The 25,590-nt window shown below is 66.3% G+C and carries 24 protein-coding genes; 12 read left to right on the top strand and 12 right to left on the bottom strand.

Annotated features, from left to right (window positions below):
* The first annotated feature begins 25 nt into the window (after positions 1-25).
* Positions 26-469: a DUF3597 domain-containing protein gene (locus LK542_RS02445; protein ID WP_227810669.1), complete on the top strand. Its 444-nt coding sequence runs from the start codon at positions 26-28 to the stop codon at positions 467-469.
* A gap of 6 nt (positions 470-475) precedes the next feature.
* On the opposite strand, the gene LK542_RS02440 is transcribed toward LK542_RS02445, so the two are convergent.
* Both LK542_RS02440 and trpS read right to left on the bottom strand, forming a co-directional pair.
* Positions 476-1,525, bottom strand: coding sequence for a zinc ribbon domain-containing protein (locus tag LK542_RS02440; RefSeq protein WP_227810668.1), 1,050 nt, complete (start codon positions 1,523-1,525; stop codon positions 476-478).
* 214 nt (positions 1,526-1,739) lie between these two features.
* Positions 1,740-2,768, bottom strand: a complete 1,029-nt coding sequence (gene trpS, locus LK542_RS02435) for a tryptophan--tRNA ligase (protein ID WP_227810667.1) — start codon at positions 2,766-2,768, stop codon at positions 1,740-1,742.
* Positions 2,769-3,073: 305 nt separating this feature from the next.
* Here trpS and LK542_RS02430 point away from each other — a divergent pair, with 305 nt between their 5' ends.
* Positions 3,074-5,392 (top strand): family 1 glycosylhydrolase, encoded by a 2,319-nt coding sequence (locus LK542_RS02430; RefSeq protein WP_227810666.1) that lies wholly within the window; start codon positions 3,074-3,076, stop codon positions 5,390-5,392.
* A gap of 206 nt (positions 5,393-5,598) precedes the next feature.
* Positions 5,599-7,353, top strand: a complete 1,755-nt coding sequence (locus LK542_RS02425; protein ID WP_227810665.1) for a cation:proton antiporter — start codon at positions 5,599-5,601, stop codon at positions 7,351-7,353.
* A 33-nt stretch (positions 7,354-7,386) separates the two neighbouring features.
* On the opposite strand, the gene LK542_RS02420 is transcribed toward LK542_RS02425, so the two are convergent.
* Together LK542_RS02420 and LK542_RS02415 are read right to left on the bottom strand one after the other, a co-directional pair.
* A complete protein-coding gene (locus tag LK542_RS02420) occupies positions 7,387-8,997 on the bottom strand; it encodes an FAD/NAD(P)-binding protein (protein WP_227810664.1) in 1,611 nt (536 codons plus the stop codon).
* On the bottom strand, positions 8,997-10,508 hold the full coding sequence (locus LK542_RS02415; protein ID WP_227810663.1) for a polyamine aminopropyltransferase: 1,512 nt from the start codon (positions 10,506-10,508) through the stop codon (positions 8,997-8,999). The genes LK542_RS02420 and LK542_RS02415 overlap by 1 nt, the downstream gene beginning before the upstream one ends.
* A 60-nt stretch (positions 10,509-10,568) precedes the next feature.
* Here LK542_RS02415 and LK542_RS02410 point away from each other — a divergent pair, with 60 nt between their 5' ends.
* From LK542_RS02410 to LK542_RS02385, 6 genes are read left to right on the top strand one after another with little or no spacing between them, the layout of a single operon-like run.
* Entirely contained in the window at positions 10,569-10,955 is a 387-nt protein-coding gene (locus LK542_RS02410; protein WP_227800384.1) for a DUF350 domain-containing protein, read from the top strand.
* A 31-nt stretch (positions 10,956-10,986) separates the two neighbouring features.
* The gene (locus LK542_RS02405; RefSeq protein WP_227810662.1) at positions 10,987-12,027 is read left to right on the top strand and encodes an SPFH domain-containing protein; all 1,041 of its coding nucleotides are present in this window, start codon (positions 10,987-10,989) and stop codon (positions 12,025-12,027) included.
* Complete coding sequence (locus LK542_RS02400) at positions 12,027-13,469, top strand: DUF4178 domain-containing protein (protein WP_227810661.1); 1,443 nt, start codon at positions 12,027-12,029, stop codon at positions 13,467-13,469. Before LK542_RS02405 ends, LK542_RS02400 begins: the two co-directional genes overlap by 1 nt.
* 10 nt (positions 13,470-13,479) lie before the next feature.
* A complete protein-coding gene (locus LK542_RS02395) occupies positions 13,480-13,644 on the top strand; it encodes a hypothetical protein (protein WP_227810660.1) in 165 nt (54 codons plus the stop codon).
* A complete protein-coding gene (speD, locus tag LK542_RS02390; protein WP_227810659.1) occupies positions 13,641-14,000 on the top strand; it encodes an adenosylmethionine decarboxylase in 360 nt (119 codons plus the stop codon). Before LK542_RS02395 ends, speD begins: the two co-directional genes overlap by 4 nt.
* 38 nt (positions 14,001-14,038) lie before the next feature.
* Entirely contained in the window at positions 14,039-15,292 is a 1,254-nt protein-coding gene (locus tag LK542_RS02385) for a CaiB/BaiF CoA-transferase family protein (protein ID WP_227810658.1), read from the top strand.
* Positions 15,293-15,436: 144 nt separating this feature from the next.
* Here the strand turns inward: LK542_RS02385 and LK542_RS02380 are convergent, their stop codons facing one another.
* The 3 genes from LK542_RS02380 to LK542_RS02370 all read right to left on the bottom strand — a co-directional run bounded on the left by LK542_RS02380 (position 15,437) and on the right by LK542_RS02370 (position 17,863).
* Positions 15,437-15,760 (bottom strand): hypothetical protein, encoded by a 324-nt coding sequence (locus tag LK542_RS02380; RefSeq protein WP_227800378.1) that lies wholly within the window; start codon positions 15,758-15,760, stop codon positions 15,437-15,439.
* A 97-nt stretch (positions 15,761-15,857) separates the two neighbouring features.
* Positions 15,858-17,054 carry an L-dopachrome tautomerase-related protein gene (locus tag LK542_RS02375; RefSeq protein WP_374040108.1) on the bottom strand — a complete coding sequence of 399 codons (1,197 nt, stop codon included), beginning with the start codon at positions 17,052-17,054 and terminating at the stop codon, positions 15,858-15,860.
* A gap of 14 nt (positions 17,055-17,068) precedes the next feature.
* A complete protein-coding gene (locus LK542_RS02370) occupies positions 17,069-17,863 on the bottom strand; it encodes an SDR family NAD(P)-dependent oxidoreductase (RefSeq protein ID WP_227810657.1) in 795 nt (264 codons plus the stop codon).
* Between the two features lie 97 nt (positions 17,864-17,960).
* On the opposite strand from LK542_RS02370, the gene LK542_RS02365 reads away from it, so the two are divergent.
* Positions 17,961-18,857, top strand: coding sequence for a LysR substrate-binding domain-containing protein (locus LK542_RS02365; RefSeq protein WP_227810807.1), 897 nt, complete (start codon positions 17,961-17,963; stop codon positions 18,855-18,857).
* Positions 18,858-18,861: 4 nt separating this feature from the next.
* Here LK542_RS02365 and LK542_RS02360 read toward each other — a convergent pair whose 3' ends face one another.
* From LK542_RS02360 to LK542_RS02350, 3 genes are read right to left on the bottom strand one after another with little or no spacing between them, the layout of a single operon-like run.
* A complete protein-coding gene (locus tag LK542_RS02360; RefSeq protein WP_227810656.1) occupies positions 18,862-19,236 on the bottom strand; it encodes a GFA family protein in 375 nt (124 codons plus the stop codon).
* A 40-nt stretch (positions 19,237-19,276) separates the two neighbouring features.
* The gene (locus tag LK542_RS02355; RefSeq protein WP_227810655.1) at positions 19,277-19,525 is read right to left on the bottom strand and encodes a hypothetical protein; all 249 of its coding nucleotides are present in this window, start codon (positions 19,523-19,525) and stop codon (positions 19,277-19,279) included.
* 1 nt (position 19,526) lies between these two features.
* Complete coding sequence (locus LK542_RS02350) at positions 19,527-21,713, bottom strand: TonB-dependent siderophore receptor (RefSeq protein WP_227810654.1); 2,187 nt, start codon at positions 21,711-21,713, stop codon at positions 19,527-19,529.
* Positions 21,714-21,871: 158 nt separating this feature from the next.
* On the opposite strand from LK542_RS02350, the gene LK542_RS02345 reads away from it, so the two are divergent.
* A complete protein-coding gene (locus LK542_RS02345; protein WP_227810653.1) occupies positions 21,872-22,351 on the top strand; it encodes a hypothetical protein in 480 nt (159 codons plus the stop codon).
* A 68-nt stretch (positions 22,352-22,419) separates the two neighbouring features.
* Complete coding sequence (locus LK542_RS02340; RefSeq protein ID WP_227810652.1) at positions 22,420-23,454, top strand: lysozyme inhibitor LprI family protein; 1,035 nt, start codon at positions 22,420-22,422, stop codon at positions 23,452-23,454.
* A 4-nt stretch (positions 23,455-23,458) separates the two neighbouring features.
* On the opposite strand, the gene LK542_RS02335 is transcribed toward LK542_RS02340, so the two are convergent.
* Both LK542_RS02335 and LK542_RS02330 read right to left on the bottom strand, forming a co-directional pair.
* Positions 23,459-24,697 (bottom strand): MFS transporter, encoded by a 1,239-nt coding sequence (locus tag LK542_RS02335; protein ID WP_227810651.1) that lies wholly within the window; start codon positions 24,695-24,697, stop codon positions 23,459-23,461.
* Between the two features lie 6 nt (positions 24,698-24,703).
* Complete coding sequence (locus LK542_RS02330) at positions 24,704-25,576, bottom strand: hypothetical protein (protein WP_227800371.1); 873 nt, start codon at positions 25,574-25,576, stop codon at positions 24,704-24,706.
* Positions 25,577-25,590: the final 14 nt, after the last annotated feature.

The following is a 25,590-nucleotide window of genomic DNA, read 5'->3' as shown; positions in this document are numbered from 1 at the left end:
TCATCCACCAACACGAGAGGACTGTATGGGCATCCTGAGCAATATCTTCAGCAAGATCTTCCCGAAATCGCACGCCGCCAACAAGGGCCCGGCAGCACAGCCGCAGGCCCAGGCGCCGGCTGCACCGCAGGCCGCGCCCCAGGCAGCGCCACAGGCGGCTCCACAGGCTGCCCCGCAAGCCCAGCCGCAGGCCGCGCCGGCCATGATGGACCAGGTGGACGTCGAGGAAATCCTGACCACGATGCAGAAGTCCTCGGGACAACAGCTGAACTGGCGCACCTCGATCGTCGACCTGATGAAGCTGCTCGGCCTGGACAGCAGCCTGCAGGCGCGCAAGGAGCTGGCCGCCGAGCTGCACTACACCGGCGACACCAGCGACTCGGCCTCGATGAACATCTGGCTGCACCGCCAGGTCATGAACAAGCTGGCGGCGAACGGCGGCAAGGTTCCCGCTGATTTGCGTGACTAAACCGGGCTAGTCGGCCAAGGACGTATTGGCCGGCGTCCCGCACGAAAAGCAAAAGCGGGCGAATGCGTTCTTGCGGCTGCTGCAGCGGCCGCAGCGGTCGAACAGGCCGATGCCGCAGTGCGGGCAGAAGTCGACGCTCGTGTCCTTCAGGTCGACCGGCCGCTCGCAGCCCGGACACACGCCCTTGCCCAGTCGGGCCAGGGCGTTGTCGTAGCGCAGCGTCTGGCGGCGTTGCACGTCCGGCAGCGCTTCCGCTTCCCTCTGCCGCGCCAGGTAATGCTGCAGCGCTTGAATCGCGTAGCGACCCACCAGCACCGTTACCGCAATGCCGACCAGGTAGCGCACATAGCCGCCGTAGCTCGGCAGGTAAGGCACGAGTTCGAAGAAGAAGGCGAACAGTGCGAAGAAGATGAATCCCCACACGAAGGGCCAGTACTGGCTCTGGCGCTTGCGCGCGAACAGCCAGCCGGCCAGCACCAGCAGCGGCAAGGTCACTGCCAGGCGATACAGGAACACCCGCAGTTCCTTGGCCGTTTCCGCTTTCGCATAGGCGGCGCGCGCCGGTGTTTCCATGCGTTCCCAGCTGGCTTGCGCACGCTGCAGGGCCTGCTCGGCGTCGAGCATGCGCTGCTGCTGGGCCTGCACAAGCGACAGCGCGCTGCGCTCGTCGGCTTCGAGTTTATCGAGCCCACGGGTACGTTCGATCAGCTCGGGATCCTGGTCGGGACGGGCGGTGGCGCGGCGCGTGGCCAGCCAGTTGTCGAAGGTCTCGCGCGCCGAACGGGTGTTGGCGCGCGCCACCTCGTGCTGCTGGGTCGCCTGCTCCAGGTCGAGCTGGGCCGCCTCGCGCCGCGCCCGCGCTGACGCTTGCCCGGCGCGCAGTTCCGCTACCCGGGCCGGGTCCATGAACTGCTCCAGTGTCAGGGGCTGTTCGACGTCCCACAGGTTGCCGACAATCTTGCCGCCGAGGCCGATCAGGAAGGCGGCGAATGCGAACGCGACCAGCCACAGGGCGCGCTGCATCCATTTCTCGGTGAGGCGCAGGCCTTTGCTCATGGGATTCCTCCGATGACGATGAAGGTCCTAGCTTGCCACCGAAAGAACGTGCGCTCCAGCATCAAAGGCAAGAGCGGCACGCGGTACGACGTTTGGTATCAGGAAGCGATACCCGTAGGGTGGACGGGGTAATTCCGGGCAGTGCCCGGAATTACGAACGACCGCGCGTTCAACATGTGCACGCGCAGTCGAATTGCGAGCCAAAGTCGGACGCTTAGAAGTACGACAGGCCCAGCGCTTTTTTCACCTCATCGGTGGTCTGCGCCGCCACTTCGCGCGCCTTCATGGTGCCTTCCTTCAGGATCTGCAGCACCTGGCCACGGTCCTTGGCGAACTCTTCGCGGCGGGCGCGGATCGGCGCCAGCATGTCCTGCAGGATGCCTTCCAGGCGCTTCTTGACCACGCTGTCGCCCAGGCCGCCGCGGGTGTAGTGGGCCTTCATCTCTTCCAGGCCCGCCTTGTCGGTATCGAAGGCGTCGAGGTAGATGAAGGCGACGTTGCCTTCCAGGTGGCCCGGGTCCGACACCTTCAGGTGCAGCGGGTCGGTGTAGACCTGCTTGACCGCGGCGCGGATCTCGTCGGCGCTGGCGCCCAGGTTGATGGTATTGCCGAGCGACTTGCTCATCTTGGCGCGGCCGTCGATGCCCGGCAAGCGGCCGACTTCCGGCACGATCGCCTTGCACTCGACCAGGATGTCCTTGTCCGGGCTGTAGGTACGGTTGAAGCGGCGCACGATCTCGTTGCACTGCTCGATCATCGGGATCTGGTCTTCGCCCACCGGCACCACGCTGGCCTTGAAGGCGGTGATGTCGGCGGCCTGGCTGGCCGGGTAGGTCAGGAAGCCGGCCGGGATGTCGCGTTCGAAACCACGCTGGATGATCTCCTGCTTCACGGTCGGGTTGCGCTCCAGGCGCGCCACGGTGACCAGGTTCAGGTAGTAGAAGGTCAGCTCGGTCAGTTCCGGGATCTGCGACTGGATCAGGATGGTCGTACGGGCCGGATCGATGCCCACTGCGAGGTAATCGAGCGCCACTTCCACCACGTTCCGGTGTACCTTACCGATGTCATCCATGTTGTCGGTCAGCGCCTGGGCGTCTGCCAGCATGACGAACTGGCGGTAGCTGTCCTGGTAAGCGACGCGGTTGCGCAGGCTGCCCACGAAGTGGCCGAGGTGCAGGGGACCGGTCGGACGGTCGCCGGTGAGGATGATGGGTGCGGTGTTGTTTGGGGTCGTGGAGCTCATCGGGTTTCCTTGTTAGTGCCCCGATCCCTGCCGCGCTAGATGTGAAAACGCCACCCGGATCGAGGCGGCGTTAGTCGAAATGCAGATCATTCCTGTGGCCGCGCGTTAGGAGCGGCGCCACCAGGTCAACAAAAGATGATGTGCTTTCGGAAAATTCATGGACCGCATGGTTGCAGGTTGGCGCGAGGATGTCAACCGCTTCGGGTCCCATGGCCTGCGGGCCGGCTCCCCTTTCGACACTTTATTTCCTGGGACGCCGAACTGTAGGGAATTTGTTGTTAGAAAACTAATATTTGGTGAAACTGATGAATCCACAAAAGAGCACGAACAGCCAAATCCCCCCACTGGAACTGTGGGGCGGCCTCGAATGCACGGTCAACCGTGTCCGCGACGAGTACTTCAGCCAGCTGGAGCGCAATGGCCACCACGGCCGCGCCTGCGACATCCAGCGTTTCGCGTCCACCGGCATCCGCGCAATCCGCTATCCCGTGCTATGGGAACGCACCGCGCCTGACGGCATCGACAAGGCCGACTGGAGCTGGGCCGACGAACGCCTGGGCGCGCTGCGCGACGCCGGCGTGACGCCGATCGCCGGCCTGATCCACCACGGCAGCGGTCCGCGTCACACCAGCCTGGTCGACCCGGCCTTCCCCGAGCAGCTGGCCGAATACGCCGGCGCTGTGGCGGCGCGCTATCCGTGGATCGAGTACTACACCCCGGTCAACGAACCCTGCACCACCGCCCGCTTCGCCGGCCTGTACGGTGTCTGGTACCCGCACGGCCGCGACGACCGTACCTTCATCGAAGCCCTGCTGGTGCAGTGCCGCGCCGTGGTGCTGTCGATGCGCGCGATCCGCGCCGTCAACCCGAACGCCAAGCTGGTGCAGACCGACGACCTCGGCAAGACCTACGGCACGCCGGAGCTGGCGCATGTCGCCGAGTTCTACAACGAGCGCCGCTGGCTGGCCTGGGACCTGCTGTGCGGCATGGTCGATGAACACCACAAGCTGTGGAAGTACCTGACCAAGACCGGCATCCCGGCCGAAGAATTCCTGTGGTTCCGCGATAACCCCTGCCCGCCCGACATCATCGGCGTCAACTACTACGTCACTTCCGAGCGCTGGCTGGATCACCGTCCGGAACGCTTCCCGGAACACCACCGCGGCGTGGCCGACGGTATTCCCTGCGCCGACATCGAGGCCTCGCGCGTGCTGGCCACGCCGACCCCGGGCATCGCCCCGCTGCTCAGCGAGACCTGGGACCGCTACGGCATCCCGCTGGCCATCACCGAAGCCCACATCGACGCCAACCGCGAAGACCAGCTGCGCTGGCTGCTCGAGATCTGGGAAGCGGCCCAGCAGTCGCAGCAGAACGGCGTCGACGTGCGCGCCGTCACCGTGTGGTCGCTGCTTGGCTCCTTCGACTGGAACAGCCTGGTCACGCAAAACAAGGGCTACTACGAGCCGGGTCCCTTCGACGTGCGCTCCCCTAAGCCGCGCCCGACCGCGCTGGCCAAGATGATGAAGGAACTGTCGTCGGGCTCTCCGCTGTCGCACCCGGTGCTGCGCGGCCAGGGCTGGTGGCGCCGCCAGGGCCGCTTCCTGTGCCACCCGCCGGTGGCCACGCCCGCGGCCCTCACCTCGATCTCGGCCGACGGCCACCGCCTGGTAGGCACGAGCGCCGCGCCGATCCTGATCCTGGGCGCGACCGGCACTCTGGGCCGTGCCTTCGCCCGCGTCTGCCGCAAGCGCAACCTGTCCTACCGCCTGCTGTCGCGCAAGGACATGGACATCGCCGACGCCGCCTCGGTCGAACGGGCCCTGGCGCAGTACCAGCCCTGGGCCGTGATCAACACCTGCGGCTACGTGCGCGTGGACGATGCCGAGAACGACGCCGAGCGCTGCTTCCGCGAGAACACCGCCGGCCCGGCGATCCTGGCCGCCGCCTGCGCGCGCCATGGCGTGCACCTGACTACCTTCTCCAGCGACCTGGTGTTCGACGGCAGCAAGGACCGCCCGTATGTGGAGTCCGATCCGGTGGCGCCGCTCAACGCCTATGGCCGCAGCAAGGCCGAAGCCGAAGTCGCGGTGCTGGACGAGAACCCGGACGCCCTGGTGGTGCGCACCAGCGCCTTCTTTGGGCCGTGGGACCAGTACAACTTCGTCACCCTGGCGCTGAATGCCCTCGAGCGCGGTGAACCCTTCGTCGCCTCGAACGACCTCACCATCACGGCAACCTATGTGCCGGACCTGGTGCATGCTTGCCTGGACCTGGCGATCGACCGCGAGGCCGGCATCTGGCACCTGTCCAACGGCGGGGAGCTGACCTGGGCTGAACTGGCACTGAAAGCGGCAGAGCGGGCCGGCTTGGATGCGAGCCGGCTGGAGGCGCGGTCGATTGCCTACCCTGCGGCGCGTCCAGCCTACTGCGCCTTGACGAGCGAGCGCGGCATCCTGCTGCCGCGCCTGGACCAGGCACTGGACCGCTACCTCGAACTGCGCAATGTGGAGGATCCGGAAATCGAGGAACTCCAGCACACCGCCGAAAGCCGCCAGCCGGTGGCCAGCGGGCACCGGCAGCAGGAAGAAACGCCGCCGGAGGCGGTGCAGGCGGGGAACTGCTGATAGCGTAGTTAAAGTCAACTTGGGTCCCGGCCTGCGCCGGGACGACGGTTTCGCAGTCGCATGTCGATAGCAATGCCGTCAGTACGCAACCTAAAGACCGTCATCCCGGCGAAGGCCGGGATCCAAGTTTGTACCGCAGCCCCTAGCCTCCCAGCCCCGCTCCCACGTTACAATCCGGCCAACAACAACCTTTGGCCGCCCCCACCGTGCAAGAGCAACACGCCTTCCCCTTCCTGCGGGAGATCCTGCTTTTCCTGATCCTCTCCGGCATCCTGATCCCCATCCTGCAGCGCCTGCGCATCAACCAGGTGATCGGCTTCCTCGCCGTCGGCACCCTGGTAGGCCCCTTCGGCCTGGGCCTGCTGGCGGACGACCTGCCTTGGCTCGCCTTCCTCACCTTCCCGCGCGACGAAGGCATCTCGATGCTGGCCGAGATCGGCGTGCTGTTCCTGATGTTCATGATCGGCCTCGAGCTCTCGGCCGCGCGCCTGTGGGCCATGCGGCGCTGGGTGTTCGGCGCCGGCACCGCGCAGGTGCTGGCCAGCGCTGCGCTGATCGGCGGCGCGCTGGTGCTCTACGGCCTGGATGCGCAGGCATCGATCATCCTCGGCCTGGTGCTGTCGCTCTCCTCCACCGCCGTGGTGATGCAGCTGCTGGCCCAGCAGCAAACCACCGGCAGCCGCCTGGGCCAGGCCGCTTTCGCCATCCTGATGCTGCAGGACCTGGCCGTGGTCCCGATCCTGCTCCTGATCGGCGCGCTCGGGCGCGGTGCCGGCGACGGCGTCGCCATGCTCGCCCTGACCACGCTGGCCAAGGCGGCGATCGCGATCGCCCTGATCTACCTGGTCGGCGGGCGTGTCGTCCACAAGCTGTTCCGCGCATTCGCCGAGCACCGCCAGCCCGACGTCTTCATGGCCCTGATCCTGCTCAGCACCTTCGGCATCGCGGGACTGTCCGCGGCCGCCGGCCTGTCGATGGCGCTAGGTGCGATGATCGCCGGCCTGCTGCTGGCCGAGACCGAGTTCAAGCACGAAGTCGAGCTGATGGTCGAACCATTCAAAGGCCTGCTCATGGGCCTGTTCTTCATGACGGTCGGGATGAGCATCGACACCCGCCAGATCCTGGACGCGCCGCTGCTGCTGGCCGGCGCGGTGGCCGGCCTGGTGCTGCTCAAGGCGCTGGTGGTGGCGCTCTTGGGCCGCATTGGAGGCCTGCCCTGGGGCCGCGCTGTGGAGGGCGGCCTGCTACTGGGCCAGGGCGGCGAATTCGCCTTCGTGGCGATCGGCTACGCCATCACCTCCAAGGTGCTCGAGCCAGGCCTGGGCGCGCAGGTGATGCTGGTGGTCGGCCTCACGCTGTTCATTACGCCGCTGCTGGCCCGTATCGGCCGCGGCATCGGCGACCGCCACGAACACGCGCAGCACGAACAGGACGCTGCGGCCGACGACGGGGAACTGGCCTCGGCACGTGGCCGCATCATCATCGCCGGCTTCGGCCGCGTGGGCCAGCAGCTGGCCAAGCTGCTGGGCGAACAGAACATCCCCTTCGTCGCCTTCGAGTGCGACGCCAAGCTGGTCTCGAAACTGCACGCCGAAGGCAAGCCGGTCTACTTCGGCAATGCCTCGCGCCCGGAACTGCTGCGCCGCGTGCACGCCGACGAATCGCCCGCCATCGTGCTGACGATGGACCATCCGGCGTCCGCGATGCAGGCGGTACGCGGCATCCGCCGCGAATTCCCGCACGCGCGCCTGTTCGTGCGCTCGCGCGACGAAAAGCACGCGCGCGCCCTGCGCCAGGCAGGGGCCAGCGTGGTGGTACCGGAGACGCTGGAAGCAAGCCTGCAGCTGTCGGCCTTCGTGCTGGAGGCAATGGGGCTGGACGAGCGCACCGTGGACGGGATCGTCGACCACGAGCGCGATCTGGTCACGGCCAAGCTGCTGGAGCCCGAGCGCACGGCCTGACTTCGCTTGGCCCGCATGGCCTGGCGTAGGTGCTTACGCCTTCTCATGCAGCGACCGCTCCGCTGCGCGTGCGCCCCACCATGCTGCCTCTTCAAACACGGAAAGGCCGGACAGATCGGCATGCGCGAACTGAATAGGTCCGCGCGCGTCACGCAGGGCTTCCAGTCCAGCATTGGAGCGAAAGCCCGGCCGCGGCACCGCCATCGCATGCGCACGCAAGGTGATGTCCACCCGTTCCACGCAGGGCGCAAACGCCCAGTCATAGGCTTCCTTCAGGTCACTGCTGGCCAGCTCAAGCAGTTCGCCCGGACTGGCAGACTGCAGCCAGCGCCGCGCTTCCACCGGCGTGCGTGCCGATAGGGCCGTGTAGGCCGTGAACACGGTCTTTTCGGGTGGGCGCGAGCGGATGTCCTGGTGGGTAGAAACGACGTAGCCGAGCCCCCTGCCCTGGTAGACGACGTTGTCCCAGGCCAGCTGGGCATCGGGCAGCTCGCGCGGGAAGTCGCGCATCAGGAAGTTTGACACCATCCAGGGCGCGTTGTCCGGCAGGTGCTCCCTTGGATCGAAACCGTAGCGCCCGATGTCCTCGACCACGCGGCTGGCGACGAACAGCGGCATCGCGCAAATCGCGCGCCGCGCCTTGACGAGGAAGCTGCGCGGCTGTCCCTTCTCCAGCACGAAGCACAGCGCCTCGACCTTGCCGTCCACTTCGCGGACCGAAGCCGCCGTTCCCGCACGGCGGCGCGGCCCCGCTCTTGCGGCCAAGGCCTCGGCCAGCGGCGCCAGCCCGCCGGGCCAGGTGAGGAGCGCATTCTCGTCGGCGTTGGCGGCCTGGCCGCAGCGGCCGGCAAAATAATGGATGCCGGCCCAGGCCGAGACGCGATCGATGCCGGCGCCGTAGTCGTCACGGCAGCAGTAATCCAGGTACCAGCGCAGGGTCGCGGAGCGGTAGCCCTTGTCGCCCAGCCACTGGGCAAAGCTGAAGCGATCGAGCGCGGCAAATTGCGGATCGCTGGAGGACAGCACCAGCGGGAACACGAAGGCGCGCCGGCCATCGCTACCGCGCGCATGGCGGTAGCGGGCCATCTCGTCGAAGAACTGCTTGTGTTCGGCGGCATCGCTCGCATCCGTCGGCACCAGGCCCTCGTGCCAGACGCCGTCGCGCAGCAGGCGTTCTTCCGGACCGTGCAGGATGAAGCGTTCGTCGTAGTAGGGCTTGTCCTTGTCGGCGTCGCGCAGCAGGATGCCGAGGTCCGCCAGCATCTCGCGCACGTGGGTCGATTCCGGTCCCGGCAGCGGCAGGTAGTGTGCGCCCGTCGGGCAGGCCAGGTCGCCGTAGCGGCTGCCGGCGGCGTTGCCGAAGGCTTCGGGGCCGTCGAGCAGGAGGAAGTCCCCATGGCCCAGCTTCCCCAGCTTCCATGCCGCACTCAGCCCGGCGATGCCGGAACCGAGGATGACGACATCGGTCTCGATCATTTGCGATGGCGGCGGCAGCTGACCGCGGTCGCGCAGGTAGTGCCCTTCCGCCCGCCCGGGGTAATGCACCGAGGGCGCCACCTCTTGCCAGCGGTAGAAGCCGGCCGCGGTCGCGAGGCCCGCCGCGCCGGCACCAAGCGCCGTCATCAGGAAGGAACGGCGATCCATCAGCGGATCACCTGGCGCCAGTCTTCCTCGAACTCGCGCACCAGCGACTGGGTGTCGAGGCGGTTCGGCACCATTGGGCGGCGCGGCATGTCGGGCGGCCAGTCGAACATCGCGCGCGTGGTGTCGCCATTCAGATAACGCATCGGCAGACGGTAGCTGGTGGGCGGTACGAAGCGGCCCTGGGGCGAAGCCATGATGAAGCCCCATTCGCCGAAGGACGGAACATACAGGTGATAAGGCCAGGTCTGCAGGCCGACTTCGCGCAGGGTCGCTTCGATGGTCCAGTAGGCGTTCGGCGCAAAGAACGGGGACGTCGACTGCACCGCGATCAGGCCATTGGCCGCCACGTGCTTGCGCAGCATGCCGTAGAAGGGCACCGAGTACAGCTTGCCGAGGGCAAAGCTTGACGGGTCCGGGAAGTCGACGATGGCCACGTCGTACATGCCGGCTTCTTTCTGCAGCCAGATGCCGGCGTCGGCGTTGATGATCTTGACCCGCTTGTCCTTGAGCGCGCCCTTATTCAGTTTTACCAGTTCGGGCCGGGTGGCGAATGCGCCCGTCATAGCCGGATCAAGGTCGACCAGGGTGACTTCTTCCACCTGCGGATAGCGCAGGATCTCGCGCAGCGCCAGGCCGTCGCCGCCGCCCATCACCAGCACCCGCTTGGCCCAGGGCAGCGACTGCATCGCCGGATGCACCAGCGCTTCGTGGTAGCGGTATTCGTCGCGCGAAGAGAATTGCAGGTTGCCGTTGATGTAGAGGCGCAGGTCATCCTTCCAGCGGGTGATCACCAGGCGCTGGTAGGGCGTGGTGGTCGAGTACACGACGTCGTCGCCGAACAGGCCATGCTCGCCCCACTCCACCATGCGGTCCGAAAAGCCAAAACCCAGCACCAGCGTGAACAGCACCACGCAGGCGCGGATCGCCTTGCCGCGCAAGTGGGTCAGCTCGGCGCGGAACACGTACAGGGTCCACATCGCCACGCCGACGTTGAGCATCCCGAACAGGAAGCCGGTGCGCACCAGGCCCAGGGTAGGTGCCAGCACCAGCGGGAACAGCAGCGACACGGCCAGTGCGCCCAGGTAGTCGAAGGTCAGCACGCGGCTGACGATCTCGGCGAACTCGGTGCGGCGCTCGTTCAGCGCGCGCATCACCAGCGGTACCTCCATGCCGACCATCGCGCCGATCATGAAGACGGTCAGGTACAACACCGTGCGGAAGGGGGCGCCCATCCAGGTGAAGGTCATGAACAGCATGGCGGCGGACACCCCGCCGATCAGGCCGACCGCCAGCTCGATGTCGATGAAGCGCGACAGCACGTCTTCGTCGCGCACGTATTTCGAGAAGTGCGCACCGACGCCCATGGCGAACAGATAGCAGCCGATGATGGTGGAAAACTGGAGCACGGAGTCGCCCAGCAGGTAGCTGGACAATGCACCAGCAATAAGTTCGTAGGCCAGTCCGCAGGAAGCGACAACGAATACCGACAGGATCAGAATTTTTTTGGTCATTGAACAACTTTTGTTCTAAGATCGCTGCTGCAATCCCGATTATTTTCTTTGGAGAATGTTGTGCCCGCCATCCTAAACTATGTGCTGCATCTTGCGACGGCAATCGCGCTGGTTCTGGCATTTTTTGTGGTGTACACGCGGGTCACGCCTTACGACGAAGTGCTGCTCATCCGCCAAGGTAATTGCGCTGCCGCGGTCTCGCTGGGCGGCACCCTGCTCGGCTTTTCGGTGACGATCGCCTCGGCGCTGATGCACACCGACGACTACTACGAATTCTGCGGCTGGGCCGCACTGGCCATGCTCATCCAGGTGCTGGTGTTCGTGATCGCTACGCGCCTCTTGCGCATGTCGAAGGACCAGATCGAGCACAACAACCTGGGCTTCGGCACCCTGCTCGGGTCCATCTCGCTGTCGATCGGCCTGATCAACGCCGGCAGCATCTCCTGATTTCATCCCACGCGCATAAAGAGGAACCATCATGTCTCTCGGCTCATTCATCAAGAAGCAGTTTCTCGACGTCCTGCAATGGAACGAGGAAGGCGAAGGGGTTCTCGCCTGGCGCTACCCGATGGAAGACTTCGAAATCCAGAACGGCGCCACCCTCGTCGTGCGCGAGTCGCAGGTCGCCGTGTTCGTGGACGAAGGCCGCGTGGCCGACGTGTTCGGCCCGGGCACGCACCGCCTGACGACATCCACCCTGCCAGTGCTGACCAACCTGAAGAACTGGGACAAGCTGTTCGCTTCGCCCTTCAAGTCGGACGTGTACTTCTTCAGCACGCGTGTGCAGACCGGCCGCAAGTGGGGCACGCCGCAGCCGGTGACGATCCGCGACAAGGATTTCGACATGATCCGCGTGCGCGCCTTTGGCATGTACTCGTACCGTATCGCCGATCCGCGCCTGTTCTTCACTGAGATCAGCGGCACCCGCGCCGTCTACACCCGCGAGGAAGTCGAAGACCAGCTGCGTGGCCTGATGCTGGCCACCATGGCCAACTCGCTGGGCGCGTCGAAGATCGCTTTCCTCGACATGGCTGCCAATCAGACCCTGATGGCGCAGCAGATCCGCGGCGACCTGGCTACTGCCTTTGGCCGCTACGGCATTGGCCTGGACGAATTCAACGTCGCCAGCGTCAGCCTGCCGGAAGAGCTGCAGGCGGCCCTGGACGAACGCATCTCGGCCGGCATGAAGGCCAGTCTGGGCGCCGACAAGATGGGCGGCTTCACCCAGTTCCAGGTGGCGAGCAGCATCCCGCTGGCGGCCCAGAACGAAGGCGGCATTGCCGGCATCGGCGCCGGCGCCGGCGCGGGCATCGCCATCGGCCAGGCCATGGCCCAGGGCATGCAGGGAGCGTTTGCCCCGGGCGTCGCTACGCAGCCGCAGCCGGCCAGCGTTCCGGCCGGTTCGGAATCGATCGAAGACCGCCTGGCCAAGCTGAAGGGCCTGCTGGACAAGGGCCTGATCTCACAGGGCGACTATGACAGCACCAAGGCCGAGCTGCTCAAGAAACTGATTGGCTGATGCAGACCGTTTCCTGTCCTTCCTGCGGCGCACCGGTTGAATTCCGCTCGCACGCCTCCGTCCTGGCGGTGTGCGAGTACTGCCGCGCGACCGTACTGAAGGAAGCGGGTGCGGTACGCGACCTCGGCAAAATGTCCGAGGTGCTGGAAGACTATTCGCGCATCCAGATCGGCACGTCGGGCATCCTGGCGGGACGCAGCTTCACGGTGGTGGGCCGCATCCAGCAGCGTTACGCCGCCGGCATGTGGAACGAGTGGTATGTGCTGTTCGACGACGGCCTTGATGGCTGGCTGGGCGACAGCTCGGGCCAGTACGTGATGACCACCAGGCGCGAGCTGGCGCCCGGCTGGCCGGCGTTTGACGCTATCCAGGTCACCCGCCAGTACGACATCGGCTTCGGCCCTTACGTCGCCTCGGACAAGCGGGTAGCGAAATGCACCGGCGGCCAGGGCGAGCTGCCCTTCCGCGTCGGCGAAGGCTGGGAAGCGCGCGTGGCCGACTTCCGCCGCGGCCCGAGCTTCGCCACGCTCGACTATTCGGATGGCACACCCCCTCTCCTCTACGCCGGCACTGCCGTCACGCTGGAAAGCATGAAATGCCAGCTGCTGCGCGACGACGAGCAGATCAAGGCGAGCGCCGGCAAGTACCGCGGCAAGGTCGACATATTGCAGTGCCCGTCCTGCGGTTCCTCGATCCGCTACGTCCCCGGCCTGGCGGCGAACTGCGTCTGCCCCTCCTGCACGGCGCGGCTCGATGCCTCGACGCCCAAGGTCGAGGTGCTGCTCAAGGGCGAGCAGAATGAACGCGTGCCGTTTACCCTGACCCTGGGCGCGATCGCGAAGATCGGCGGCTACGACTACCGCGTGCTGGGCGTGATGCGGCGCGAGGACAACGAGGGCGAGGCCTGGAACGAATACCTGCTGTACTCGACCCAGGGCCCTTTCTTCTGGCTGATCGAAACGAACGAAGGCTGGTCGCGTTCGGACGTGATGGACGACTGGCCCACGCCGCCCCTGCCGGCCATGAACACGGTGCAGGTCGATCACATCGAATACAAGCGCACCTGGGTCTACCAGGCGCGCGTGCTGTATGCGGCCGGCGCCTTCAACTGGCGGGTCGCGGCCGGCGACGTGGTCCACGTGGCCGAGTACGAGCATGGCCAGAATGGTCTCGCGGCCGAGCACACCAACGAAGAACTGACCTGGTCGCGTTCGACGCCGGTCGCGGAAGACCAGGTGCGCGCCTGGTTCAAGCTTCCGGTCGCGGCGAAAGAGGCAAAGGCTGCCTTGAGCGGCAGCGACATCGCGTGGAAGGCGCTGCTGTGGATGTTCGGCCTGAACTTCATCCCGCTGGTCGCCAACTTCGGCACCACGCTGGCCTGGATGCTGGTCGGGATGATCGCCCTGTTCCTGCCGCTGCTGCTGACGCCCGAAAAAAAATGAATGTGCCTGCATGAGAACTAAATTCATCCTCTACGCCATCGTGGTAACCGTCATCACCACCATCATCTGCTGGGTCAGCATGGCGTCTTCCGCCCGCAGCAGCGGCGGCAACAGCTGGCGCAGCCACAGCTACGGCAGCGGCAGCGGCGGCTACTCGGGCGGCGGTCACAAGTGACGATTGAACATCGCCCTGCGGGCATCCATCTGCTGGCCGACCTGGCCGGCATCGACGGCGGCCTACTGGCCGACCCTGCCGCCATCGACACCCTGCTGCGCGACGCGGCGCTGGCGGCCGGCGCCCACATCCTGCACAGCCACTTCCACGCCTTCGGACCGGAACAGGGCGTGACCGGGGTGCTGCTGCTGGCCGAATCGCACATCTCGATCCACACCTGGCCCGAGCACGGCTTCGCCGCGGCCGACATCTTCATGTGCGGCGCCGCGCAGCCGGAACGCGCACTGGCCGTCATCGACGCGGCGCTCAGGCCCGCCCACCGTTCGGTGCGGACGATCCCGCGCGGACAGCTATAATCCGGCTTCGCTCGCCTATACAACCCAGCAGGAACAAGATGACGCAATCCGGTACTCCTTCCAGCGCGCTGCCGAAGGCGCTCGGCCATATCCGCGTGCTCGACCTGTCGCGCGTGCTCGCCGGCCCGTGGTGTTCGCAGAACCTGGCCGACCTCGGCGCCGACGTGATCAAGATCGAACGCCCCGGCAACGGCGACGACACCCGCGCCTGGGGCCCACCCTACGCCAGGGATGCGCAGGGACGCGACACCAGCGAAGCGGCGTATTACCTGTCGGCCAACCGCGGCAAGCGCTCCGTCACGGTGGACATCGCCAGCAGCGAAGGCCAAGCCCTGCTGCGCGAACTGGTCAAGCATTGCGACGTCGTGCTGGAAAACTTCAAGGTAGGCCACCTGAAGCGCTACGGCCTCGATTACGACAGCCTGAAAGCCATCAAGCCCGACCTGGTGTACTGCTCGATCACCGGCTTTGGCCAGGACGGCCCGTATGCGCACCGCGCCGGCTATGACTTCCTGATCCAGGGCATGGGTGGCCTGATGTCGGTCACCGGCGAACGCGACGACCTGCCGGGCGGCGGCCCGCAGAAAGCAGGCGTGGCGCTGACCGACCTGATGACCGGCATGTACGCGACCGTGGCCGTGCTGGCGGCGCTGACCCACCGCGACCGCAGCGGCGAAGGCCAGCACATCGACATGGCCCTGCTCGACACCCAGGTGGCAATGCTGGCCAACATGGGCAGCAACTTCCTCAACAGCGGCAAGCCGCCCAAGCGCTGGGGCAATGCGCACGCCAACATCGTGCCCTACCAGACCTTCGCCTGTGTCGACGGCCACATCATCGTCGCCACCGGCAACGACGGGCAGTACCAGAAGTTCGTGGAAGCCGGCGGCCGGCCGGAGCTGGGCCTGGATCCGCGCTTCGCGACCAATCCGCTGCGCGTGCAGAACCGCGATGTGCTGGTGCCGATCCTGGCCGGGATGGTCAAGGAAAAGAAGCGCGACGAATGGATCGCGGTACTGGAGTCCGTGGGTGTTCCCTGCGGGCCGATCAACGACATCGGCGAGGTCTTCGCCAACGAGCAGGTACAGGCGCGTGGGGTCGCGATCGAGCTGCCGCATCCGGCAGCGGGCACCGTCAAGCTGGTGAGGAACCCGATCAGGATGTCTGCCACGCCCGCAACCAGCGACAAGGCCCCGCCCCTGCTGGGCCAGCACACCGACGAAGTACTGCACGAAGTGCTGGGCCTCGGCGAGGCGGAGATTGCCGCCTTGCGCGGCAAAGGGGTCCTCTGATTATCGTAGGGTGGGCGGCTCGTGATCTGGTCCACTGGACCAGATCACCCCACGCGGTGATCGCTTGTCGCAAGATCATCGGGGCGCGAAAGCGGAGCCGATAACAATGACCGCGTGGGCGGGAAGACCCGCCCACCCTACGATTCAATGCAGCTGGTGCTTGAGGTCCGACAGGACGTCATGCACCCGCGTCACCACCGAGGCGACCTGGGGCGACGGCTGGGCGCTACGGCACATCCGTTTCGCTTCGTCGCCCATCTCTTCCAGCCGGTCGATGCATTCAATGATGTCGGACTGGTCGTTCGACTGCATCACGCGCTGGGCCTGCGGCATTTCGTGGGCGATCTTCTGGATGCAGTCGCGGATCTCGCTGGGTGCGCCCTGGTCGTTCCTCGTGACCTCTTCGGCCTGGTTGACGGTTTGCTGGATCTGGCTGAAACGCTGTTGAATTTCGGCAGGTTGCAACATGATTGACCTCCTGAAAGTAGTGCGGCGAATCCGCTGGAATCAATCACTTTAGTCTTCCTGCCGGGGATATCAAGCACACATTTCAGCCGTGCCCGTGTCAACCCTGGGGCAAGGGGCGCTTGCGCTCCAGGCGCCACAGTTCATAGCGTTCCGCCCCGGGTGCGACCTGGCCGGAGAAGTGCCGGTTCAGCGCGCTCGCGGTGAAGACCAGCGCACCGTCCGGCCCAAGCGTGAGCGTATCGGGCCAGTACACTCCGTCGCTGGAGGCCACCAGTGCCATGCGCCCCGTTCCCGGATCGAACTGGACGATGCCGTTGCGGGTGACATCGGTCAGGTAGAGCTTACCGTCCCCGGCCACCACGATGCCATCGGTATTGCCCCCGACCTCGCCCAGGTCGCGCAGCGCCGCGCCCAGGCCCTGCTCGTCCACGCGCGCATCGCGCAGCAGCCCCGTAGGCATGGCGTAGGCCCGGGTCCCGCTGGTGACGGCCCAGTACAGGGTGTCCCCGTCGGAGGACAGGGCAATGCCGTTCACCCCCAGGACCAGCGGCTTGCCTGGCCAGACTTCCTCGCCATGCGACTTCACGCTCAGCCCGGGCTGGGGCAGCACGGCAGGATGGCGGTCGAGCACCCTGCGCGCGCGGCCTGATGCGAAGTCCACGACAATGAGCGCGGCCTGGTTGGCTGGCGCGCTGCGCAAGCCGCTGTCGGAAACGTAGGCCACCCGGCGCCGCTCGTCTACCACGATATCGTTGAGGAAGCTGCCCTTTCGATCCGCCACGCCGTCGAGCGGAATCCGCTTGACCGTCCTGCCGCTGCGCAGGTCGAGCACGACGATCTTCTGCGCACCCGCCGGCGCCTCCGCTTCGCCAGCAACGAAGCCCTGGTCGAGCGCCCACAGCCAACCGTTGCGCCGGTCGATATGAAAGCCCAGCACGTTACGCAGGTGGGTTGCGGGAGCGGCCCCGGTCGCATTCGCGGCCAGCGACGGGAAGGCACGCAGGCGCGCCGGGCCTTCGGTACTGGTCGTGTCGAGGATGCTCAGTGTGGCCGGCGCATCGGCCGCCACCAGGCGCGGCGTGCTGACGAAGGCGCGCCCGGCGCCGTCGAAGTGGATGCCGGCGATCGGCGCATTTACCGAGTTCGCGAACGGCGCCGGCACCTTGCCCGCACGCGGAGCGTCCCAGCTGACGCCCGCATAACTGCGCCAGCGTTCGAGTACGAGCCCGTCGTCGGCCACGGCGGAGCCGGCCAGCATCGTGGCTGCCAACAGGCCAAGGATTCGCTTGTTCATGCTCGCCTCCGCCATCACAGGATCGAACGATAGCTGCCGCCTTCGACCCGCACGGCCGCGCCATTGGTCGCGGCGCCGAGCGGGCTTGCCAGCAGGGCCACCATCGCGGCCACTTCGTCGGCCTCGATCATGCGGGCGATCAGCGAGCTTGGACGATAGGACGCGAAGAAATGGGCTTCGATCTCGGCATCGGTCATCCCCGGACGCGGGGCAGTCTGGCGCAGGTAGTCGACAATGCCTTCGGAGCGGGTGGCGGCAGGCAGCACGCTGTTCACCGTCACGGCGGTGCCGCGGGTCAGCTCGGCCAGCCCGCGCGCTACCGCCAGTTGCGCCGACTTGCTCACACCGTAGTGGATCATGTCGGGCGGGGTAAAGGCTGCCACTTCACTGGACACGAAGATGACCCGTCCGGTGGCGCGCGCCAGCATGCGCGGGAAGTACTCGCGCGCCAGGCGTACGCCTGACATCACGTTCAGGTCGAACATGCGCAGCCAGTCCTCGTCCGTGATCTCGGCGAATGGCTTGCCTTCGTAGTAGCCGAGATTGTTGACGAGGATGTCGATGTCCCCGGCCTGCTCGGCCACGCTGGCGGCGCCGCCGGGCAGCGCCAGGTCGGCCAGCACGGTCGTGACGCGCGCGCCCGCTGCGGCCTCGCGGATGCTGGCTGCGGCTGCCGCCAGCTTGTCTTCGCTGCGCCCGGTAATGGCGACCGCGGCGCCCTCCTTCGCCAGCGTGCGGGCGATCGCCAGACCAATGCCAGCGGTGGCGCCGGTGACCAGCGCGCGTTTGTCCTCCAGTTGCAAGTCCATGTGCTTCCTTTCCTTGAAAATGAAGCCCGACTGTATTCTTTGCACAGGAAGAGATAAACTGGCTTGAAAACAAATTATTTGTTCTCGGGAGGACAAGATCAGCCGACAGTTCGATTACCTGGATGACCTGGAAGGCTTCCTGGCAGTGGCAGAGCATGGATCGTTCACGGCCGGCGCGGTGGCCTTGTCGACCACGGCGTCGGTGCTCAGCCGCGCCGTCATGCGCCTTGAAAACCGGCTCGGTGCGCAACTGCTGCGCCGGACCACGCGCCGGGTGACCCTGACCGACACCGGCCGCCAGTATATGGAGCAGGCGCGCGCCGCGTTCACGCTGCTGGGCGACGCCGAACGCGAGGCTGGCGGCCAGGGGGACGCGCTGCGGGGACGGGTGCGGATGAGTGTTCCGACCACCTATGGCCACTTCCGCCTGCCTGCCGTGCTGGCCCGGTTCGCAAGCGACTACCCGCAAGTGAAGGTGGAGCTCAACATCACCAACCGCAGCGTCGACCTTACCGCGGAAGGTTTCGACCTGGCGGTCAGGCTGGGGGAATTCAAGGACAGCGGCCTGGTCGCGCGCAAGCTGGCCGACGAGGCGCTATGCCTGGTCGCAGCGCCCACTTATCTCGCCCACGCCGGCACCCCGCGCGCGCTGGCCGACCTCGCCGGCCATGCCTGCCTGCCCTTCATCCTGCCGCGCACCGGCCGTATCGCGCCATGGGTGTTCCGCGACGGCGGCGCCGATGTCGAATGGAGCGCGCCGGCGACAATCGCCGTCTCCGATGACGTGCTGGGGGTCGTGTCGCTGGCGGTAGCCGGCATCGGGATCGCGCAAAGCTACGATTTCATCGTGCGCGAGCACCTGGCGAGCGGCCGCCTGGTCGAAGTGCTGCCGCAGCTGCGCGGCCGCAGCCGGCCCTTCTCGGTGTTGTACGCGCCGCACCGGCGCCAGTCCGCGGCAACGCGGGCGATGATCGCCCTGCTGACCGCAGCCTGAGGATTCAGTCCGGATCCGCCACTGGCAGCCAGGCCGGTTTCGTATCAAGGTACAGCTCCCGCTCGACCGGACCGGTATAGGGCGCATCCAGGGTGCCGAGGGTGACGGCGATCCGCTGGGGCGACTCTTCGCTGCGCCAGAACAGCGTGGAGCCGCATTGGCGGCAGAAGGCGCGCCGGCCGTGGCTCGACGACGCGTACTCCGTGATGAAGGCATCGCCCTGTTCGATCGTCAAGCCGGCGCGGGCAAGGTTGGCATAGGTCCCGGCGCCGGCGCCGTGCTGCTTCTGGCACATCGTGCAGTAGCAGTGGCTGGCGCTTTCGACGGGACCGGCGGCGCTATAGACGACGGCGCCGCACAGGCAGCTTCCTCGTAACATGAATGGCTCCTCGTGGTGGTGAGTCCATGCATTGTAGAGCTTAGCGGGCCTCGATGTACTGGAGCAGCTTCGACACCGGGATCAAGACGACAGCAAGCGCCATGAAGCAGAGCGAGGCCTGCCGGAACTTCCATCCCTTCTCCGTAAAGTCACTCTTCTCGCGCCAGAAGAACACCCGCAACGGGTCCTGTTTCCCGGGACGCAGATGGGCGTTCGCGAGCACCGAACAGGCGATGGATGCCGCGATCGAGGCATACAGGGCATAGGTCGCAAGGACGGAGCAAGGCATGTCAATATCGCGCTTCGAGGGTCAGGCGCGCCATCGCATAGCCCGGAAACACCCTGGTCCGGCATTGCGTGCCGCTGGCGTCGGTGTAGACCGAATCGTCCAGGAAGTCCTGGCGCAGGATATTCGACACGGCGAAGCGCAGCTGGTACTTGGGATTGAATTTGTACAGCGCGTACATGTCGAGGTCGCGCCGCACGCTCTGGTAGCCGGACTGGTTGAGGTTGATGCGTACCGGTCCGCCGCTCTTGAAGGCGAAGCTGGAACCGGCCGACAGCTTGCCGCCAGGTGCGCGCCAGTCGACGCCCAGCGTGGCGGACAGGGGTGTCTGCTGGTCGAGCCGGTTGTGCGGCCCCGGTACCTCTTCCACACGCGACCAGTTGCGCGAGATGCTGGCGCGCAGGTCGAGGTCGGGGCCGCCCTTGCGCACTGCCGACAGCGGGAACTTGGCCTCCAGTTCGAGGCTGCGCGTCACCGCGTCGCCGTCGTTGACGGGCGTCTGGATCCAGCGGCCATTCTCGAGAATCAGTCCCTGGCGCGTGAAGTCCTGGATGCGCCGCACCGACACGCTGGCGCTCAGCAGGGCCTTCTCGGCCCAGTAATGCTCGTAGGAGGCGTCGATGCCGGTCGCCAGCTCCGGCTTGAGGTCCGGGTTGCCGCGGTAGTCCGGGTCGGTCTGGCTGTTGTTGGGCGTGGTGAAGCGGCGCGGGATCAGGCTGCTGGCGGCCGGCGCCTTGTAGGTGCGCGTCAGGGCCAGGCGCAGCTGGTCGCGGCTGTCCGGCAGCTTGTACAGGGTCTGGGCCAGCGGGCTCCAGACGCTGCTGCGGTTGGTCGTGGTGGCGAAGGTATTGCCCTCGCTGGTCGTCTCCAGGCCTTCCCAGCGCAGCCCAAGGTACATCGACCAGCGCGGCGTGAGGTTCCACTCGTCCTGCACGAACAGGGCCAGGCGGCCGAGCTTCGCTTCGTAGCGCTCGTCCGAGTATGCGCTGCGGCCGCCCTGCGGGAAAGCCTCGTCCTCGATGCGGGCGTCGTCGCGCAGGGTGTAGCCGCCGTCCCAGCCCATCGACAGCGCATGGTCCTTCTTCCAGGACGTCGCATACTTGCCGGTCGACGTGAGGCCGCGCTCCGAGGTGCGGCTGAGCACCAGGGCGTCGCGGCCGCGCAGGCCCATGCTGTCGTCGTGCTCGCGCCAGGTGCCGCGGTTGCGCATGCCGTTCACGCCCAGCTTGAGGTCGATTTTCGCGCCTTCTCCCAGCTCGCGCACCCAGTTCAGGTCCGAGCGCAGGATCGCGTTGGTCCCCTTGCTGTCGGTGTCGCGCACGTCGTACAAGGGCGCCTGGCCGAGCAGGGTGTCGGTGACGGCGTAGCCGTGGTAATCGTTGCGGTTGGCGGCCACCAGCGACTGCCAGGTAAGCGTGCCGCCCTTCTTGCCGGTCCAGTTGATGCGCGGCGCCAGGCTGATGCTGTAGGGCGTGCCCTGGTCGTGGGCGCGGGTGCGGCGCAGCATGGCCAGCCGGCCGTCCGGGGTGAGCGCGGATTCCTCGACCGGGGACTGGCGGTCGTAGTCAACCATCATGGCGTTGGCGCTCACCGAATACGACATGCCCTCGACCCGGTCGGACATCTGCAGGCTCGCGCTCGGGTTGCTCGCATCGCGGCTCCTGCCGACGCCGGCACGCAGCTCGCGCTGCGCCTTCTGCACCGACTTCTTGAGCACGATGTTGATGGTGCCGGCGATCGACTGGGTCGAGAATTCGGCGCTGGCCGCGCGCAGGATCTCGATGCGTTCGATCACGTCGGGCGAGAGCTGGTCGATCGAAAAGCCGGCCGGCGCGCGCTCGCCGTTGATCAGGATCTGCGTATAGCCACTGCCCAGGCCGCGCATGCGGATCTCGCCGCCACGCCCGGACGCGCCGCTCACGGTGATGCCCGGCAGGCGCTTGAACACGTCGAGTACCGAGGTGTCGCCGTAGCGCTTGATCTCTTCGCTCGTCACCACGATCTTGCTGGCCGTGTCGTCGCGGCGCGGGTCGTAGGTGTTGGCATTGCCCTTGATTTCAACCTGCTGGATCTTGTCCGGCGTCGCGGCTTTCTTCGTCGTGGCCGGCGCGCTGGTAACGGAAGTGGCACTGGTCTGGGCGTAGGCTGGGAGCGCGGAAATACAGAGGGCAATGAGCGAGGGGCGAAGCATGGGAGTACAGCCAAAAGACATGTGGGGACGGGCATTGTGCCCTACTCCGCTTGCTCTACTGTTACTTTTGCTAAAACAATTTATTTGGCATAAATGCTCTACCGTGGTGCCGCTTGGGTAAGCTATACGGTGTCCATGATGACCAAGCCCAGCCTGCCATGCGCCTTCGACTCGTCGTCCCGTTTGCCGCCGTATCAACGCTGCTCTGCCTGCCGGCGCAAGCCCAGTTCCATACCCCGTTTCCGGATTGGACCAGCGCGAAGAGCGCGCGATCGGCGCTCCACGATCCTCCCATCAGTCCGGTTCCCAACTGGTACGAAGTCCGCCTCGGTACCTGGCAAGTACCCCTGGAGACCGTCGCGCACATGGTGTCCCTGATCGATGCCCGGCTCGTCTCGAACAAGCTGTTTGGCGACAAGGCACGCATCGCAAAGTACGCCATCCAGTTTCGCGGCGAAACACGGGAAGATCGTCGTGTGGTACGGCTTGCGGGCGCCTGCCAGGTCTTCGACACCCCCGCATGGGAACTGTCGGCGCAGTTCATGCACGTGGACGATGGCGGGCAGTGCTTTTTTGACGCCGAATACGATCCGGTGGAAAAGCGTCTCAGCTATTTCACCTACCACGGCTACGCATGATGTCGAGGTTGTCAGTTATCCTGCCAGCCTGTTCACGCAAGCGGCAATTACCTGGAGTTGCGATGTCCATGTTCCGACCATATCTGAACGCGCTACTGGCGAGCCTTATGTTCTCCGCCTGCGGCCTGTCGTCCGCCGCGCCCTACCCCAATACCAGCAACTTCGGCGTCCCGTTTTCCGAAGATGAATCCTGGTACCGCCAGTGCATGCGCGTGGCGCAGCGCAGCGCGCCGGATCTCGGCAGGGTAAAGGAGCCGGCGCCGCGCTGCAATGCGGGCGACCTGTATTACGTCAAGCGCAGCCAGGCCCTTACCTCGCCTGCGGAGTGGCGGCAGGTGCGCGAATGCGCGCTGGCGCAGGAGGACGATGCGGTCCTCATGATGCTGTACGCGAACGGCTTCGGCGTCGCGCGCGATCCCGATATCGCGATCCACTATGCCTGCAAGCTGGAGTTCATCGCCAAGGCAGAGATGGAAGCACGTATCGCCCATCTGGCGGGACCGCAGGGCGCCGGCGCCGTGTTCGACCAGTGCGACCACATCACCAGCGGCTACATGGGTGCCGTATGCGCGGGCATTCGCGAAGGCCAGGCGGACCGTGTGCGCAAGGCGCGCCTCGAGCGCACGGTGGCGGCGCTGCCGGGTCCTGCCCGCGACGCGCTCGGGAAGCTGCGCCAGGCGGCCGAGCGCTATGCCGGCACTGCCGAGACCAACATGCAGGGAACCGCCGCCCCCGGCCTGGCGATTGAGCGCGAAGGCAAACTGCTGGCGCAATTCGACGAATTACTGTTTGATGTCCTCGGCAAGCGCCTGCCCGCCGCTTCGCCGCAAGATCTGGCACGGGCCGACAAGGAACTCAACACCGCTTACCGCGCCTTGATGGCGCCGACGCCGGCCGAGCGCGAACGGCCGGACCGGGTCGGTGACTCGACCATCACCCGCGCCGACGTGCGCCAGGCGGAGCGTGCATGGATCGCCTACCGCGACAGCTTTGTCACCTTCCGCGCCAGGCTGCCGTCCGGACCGGCGCCGGAGGCGATCCAGCTTGCGCTGACCAGGCAGCGCCTTGCGGAGCTCAAGCGGATCATGGAATATCGCCGGTGATGTGCTATCGAAGATGTCCAGGATCACGGCTATCCGTGACGCTCGACGCTGGCGCCAAGGACCGCAGCCGCAGCGCGATCGCCAGCGCCACGCCCAGCAGTGCGCCGAGCACGGCCACCACGCCGCTCCATCCCCAGTGCTCCCACACGTAGCCCGTGAACCACCCGACCACGCTCGAGCCGACGTAATAGCAGAACAGATAGATGCCCGAGGCCAGCGCCTGTGGCGGCCGCGCGCGCCGGCCCACCCAGCTGCTGGCCACCGAGTGCGCTGCAAAGAAGCCGAAGGTCGCGAGCCCGACGCCGAGCACAATGGCGAACACCGACTCGTGCAGCGTCACCAGCAAGCCCGCAATCATGACCGCCATGAACAGCCACAGCACATTGCGCCGCCCGAGCCGGTCCGCCAGCTTCCCCGCCCACATCGAACTGAACATGCCGAGCAGGTAGAGCAGCGACACCGCGCCCACCGCGCTCTGGCTCAGGTTGAACGGCGGCGCCAGCATCCGGTAGCTGATGTAGTTGTACAGGCTGACGAAACAGCCCATCAGCAGGAAAGGCAGCACGAACAGCCAGGGCAGTCCTTGATCACGCAGATGGATGCGCAGGCCGTCGAGGAAGCCCGGCCCGTGCACCCGCTTCGTTGCGCCATGGCGCGAGGGTGGCAGGCTGCGCGAGAATTCCCAGGCCGCGTACAGCCCGGCCGCCCCCAGCAGGCCGACGGCGACGCGCCAGGAAACGAAATCGCTGATCACCGAGGACAGCACGCGCCCGCTCATGCCCCCGAAGGCGCTGCCGCTGATGTACATGCCCATCGACAGGCCGAGCGAGCCGCCTTCGATCTCGTCGCTGAGGTAGGCCATTGCCACTGCCGGCAGGCCGCCCAGCACGAAGCCGAGCAGGACCCGCACGCCGACCAGCTGGGTGTAGTCGACAGCGAAGCTCGACAGCAAAGTCAGCAGCGCGCCGCCAACCATCGAGGCCACCATCAGCTGCTTGCGGCCAATGCGGTCGGCCACGCTGCCGGAGGCCAGCAGCGCCACGGCCAGCGTGGCGGTGGACACCGACAGCGCCAGGCTCGATTGGGCGGGCGTGAGGGAAAAGTCGCGCGCCAGCAGCGGCATCAGCGGCTGGACGCAGTACAGCAGAGCAAAGACGGAAAAGCCGCCGAAGGCCATGGCGCGGTTGATGCGGCGGAATTCAGGGCTTCCCGCCGCGATCCGCCCCTGCGCCGCGCCGTTCATGGGGCCTTACGGCAGGTCCGGGTCGAGCTCGGAACCGGCGTAGTTTTCCAGCTCGGTGAAAAGCTGCTTCATGGTGGCCTTGGTGCCGATGTGCTGCAGCACCGTGCAGTGCTCGCGGTAGGTCGCGATGCGCTCGGCGATGATCGGCTGGTGCGCCGCCGGGACCTGCGCCATCAGCTCGGCCCATCCGCTTTCAAAGTCCGGCTTGTTCTTGCGCACCGATTTCACGAGGCGTTCGAACTCCTTCTGCCCGGTGCGCGCCGTGACGCGCCCGCCGCCCTCGACCGCGAAGATGATCGCCAGCGCGATCACGCCTTCGGCGTTCAGGTCCGGGTCATTGATCGGCCCTTCGTAATGATGGCGGCGGATCCACTGCGCCGCGCGCACGATCGCCTGCACCCCCTGCCGCTGCTTGAGCTGGCCGAGGTAGCGCTCGTAGCCGCTCCAGCTCTCGCCAGGATCGGCCGTGCACAGGTCGACGAACAGTTCCTTCAGGCGCCGCTGCGCATACACAGGATCGACGTCATACTCGCCCACCAGCGTGTCTTCGGGCAGTGCGGACAGTTCCTTCACCAGGCGGAAGCCCTGCTGGAACACGAGCTCGGCGCCCTCCTCGATCAGGATATCGAGCGCGTCGAGGTCGTCATCACTGTCGCACAAGTGCTCCAGGCCGAGCGAGACTCCGCCCACGGTCAGGAGCTGTGCACGCTGGATGCCTTCGGCGGTGCGGTCGTTGGTGAACTTCTCGGCCACCATCGCCGTGATGCCGGCCAGCTCGTCGGCCAGCACCACGGCTTCGTCCGGGGTTGCTTCGCCGGGCAACAGCTTGATCACCCGCACCAGGCGCGGCGGCTTCTCGATGACGATTGCAGGCAACATGGATCCTGGCGCTC

This window comes from Massilia sp. IC2-477 (assembly GCF_020707265.1).
Taxonomy (GTDB): domain Bacteria; phylum Pseudomonadota; class Gammaproteobacteria; order Burkholderiales; family Burkholderiaceae_D; genus Telluria.
The sequence above is the reverse complement of the archived record's forward strand: the minus strand, read 5'-3'. Positions and strand labels throughout refer to the sequence as shown.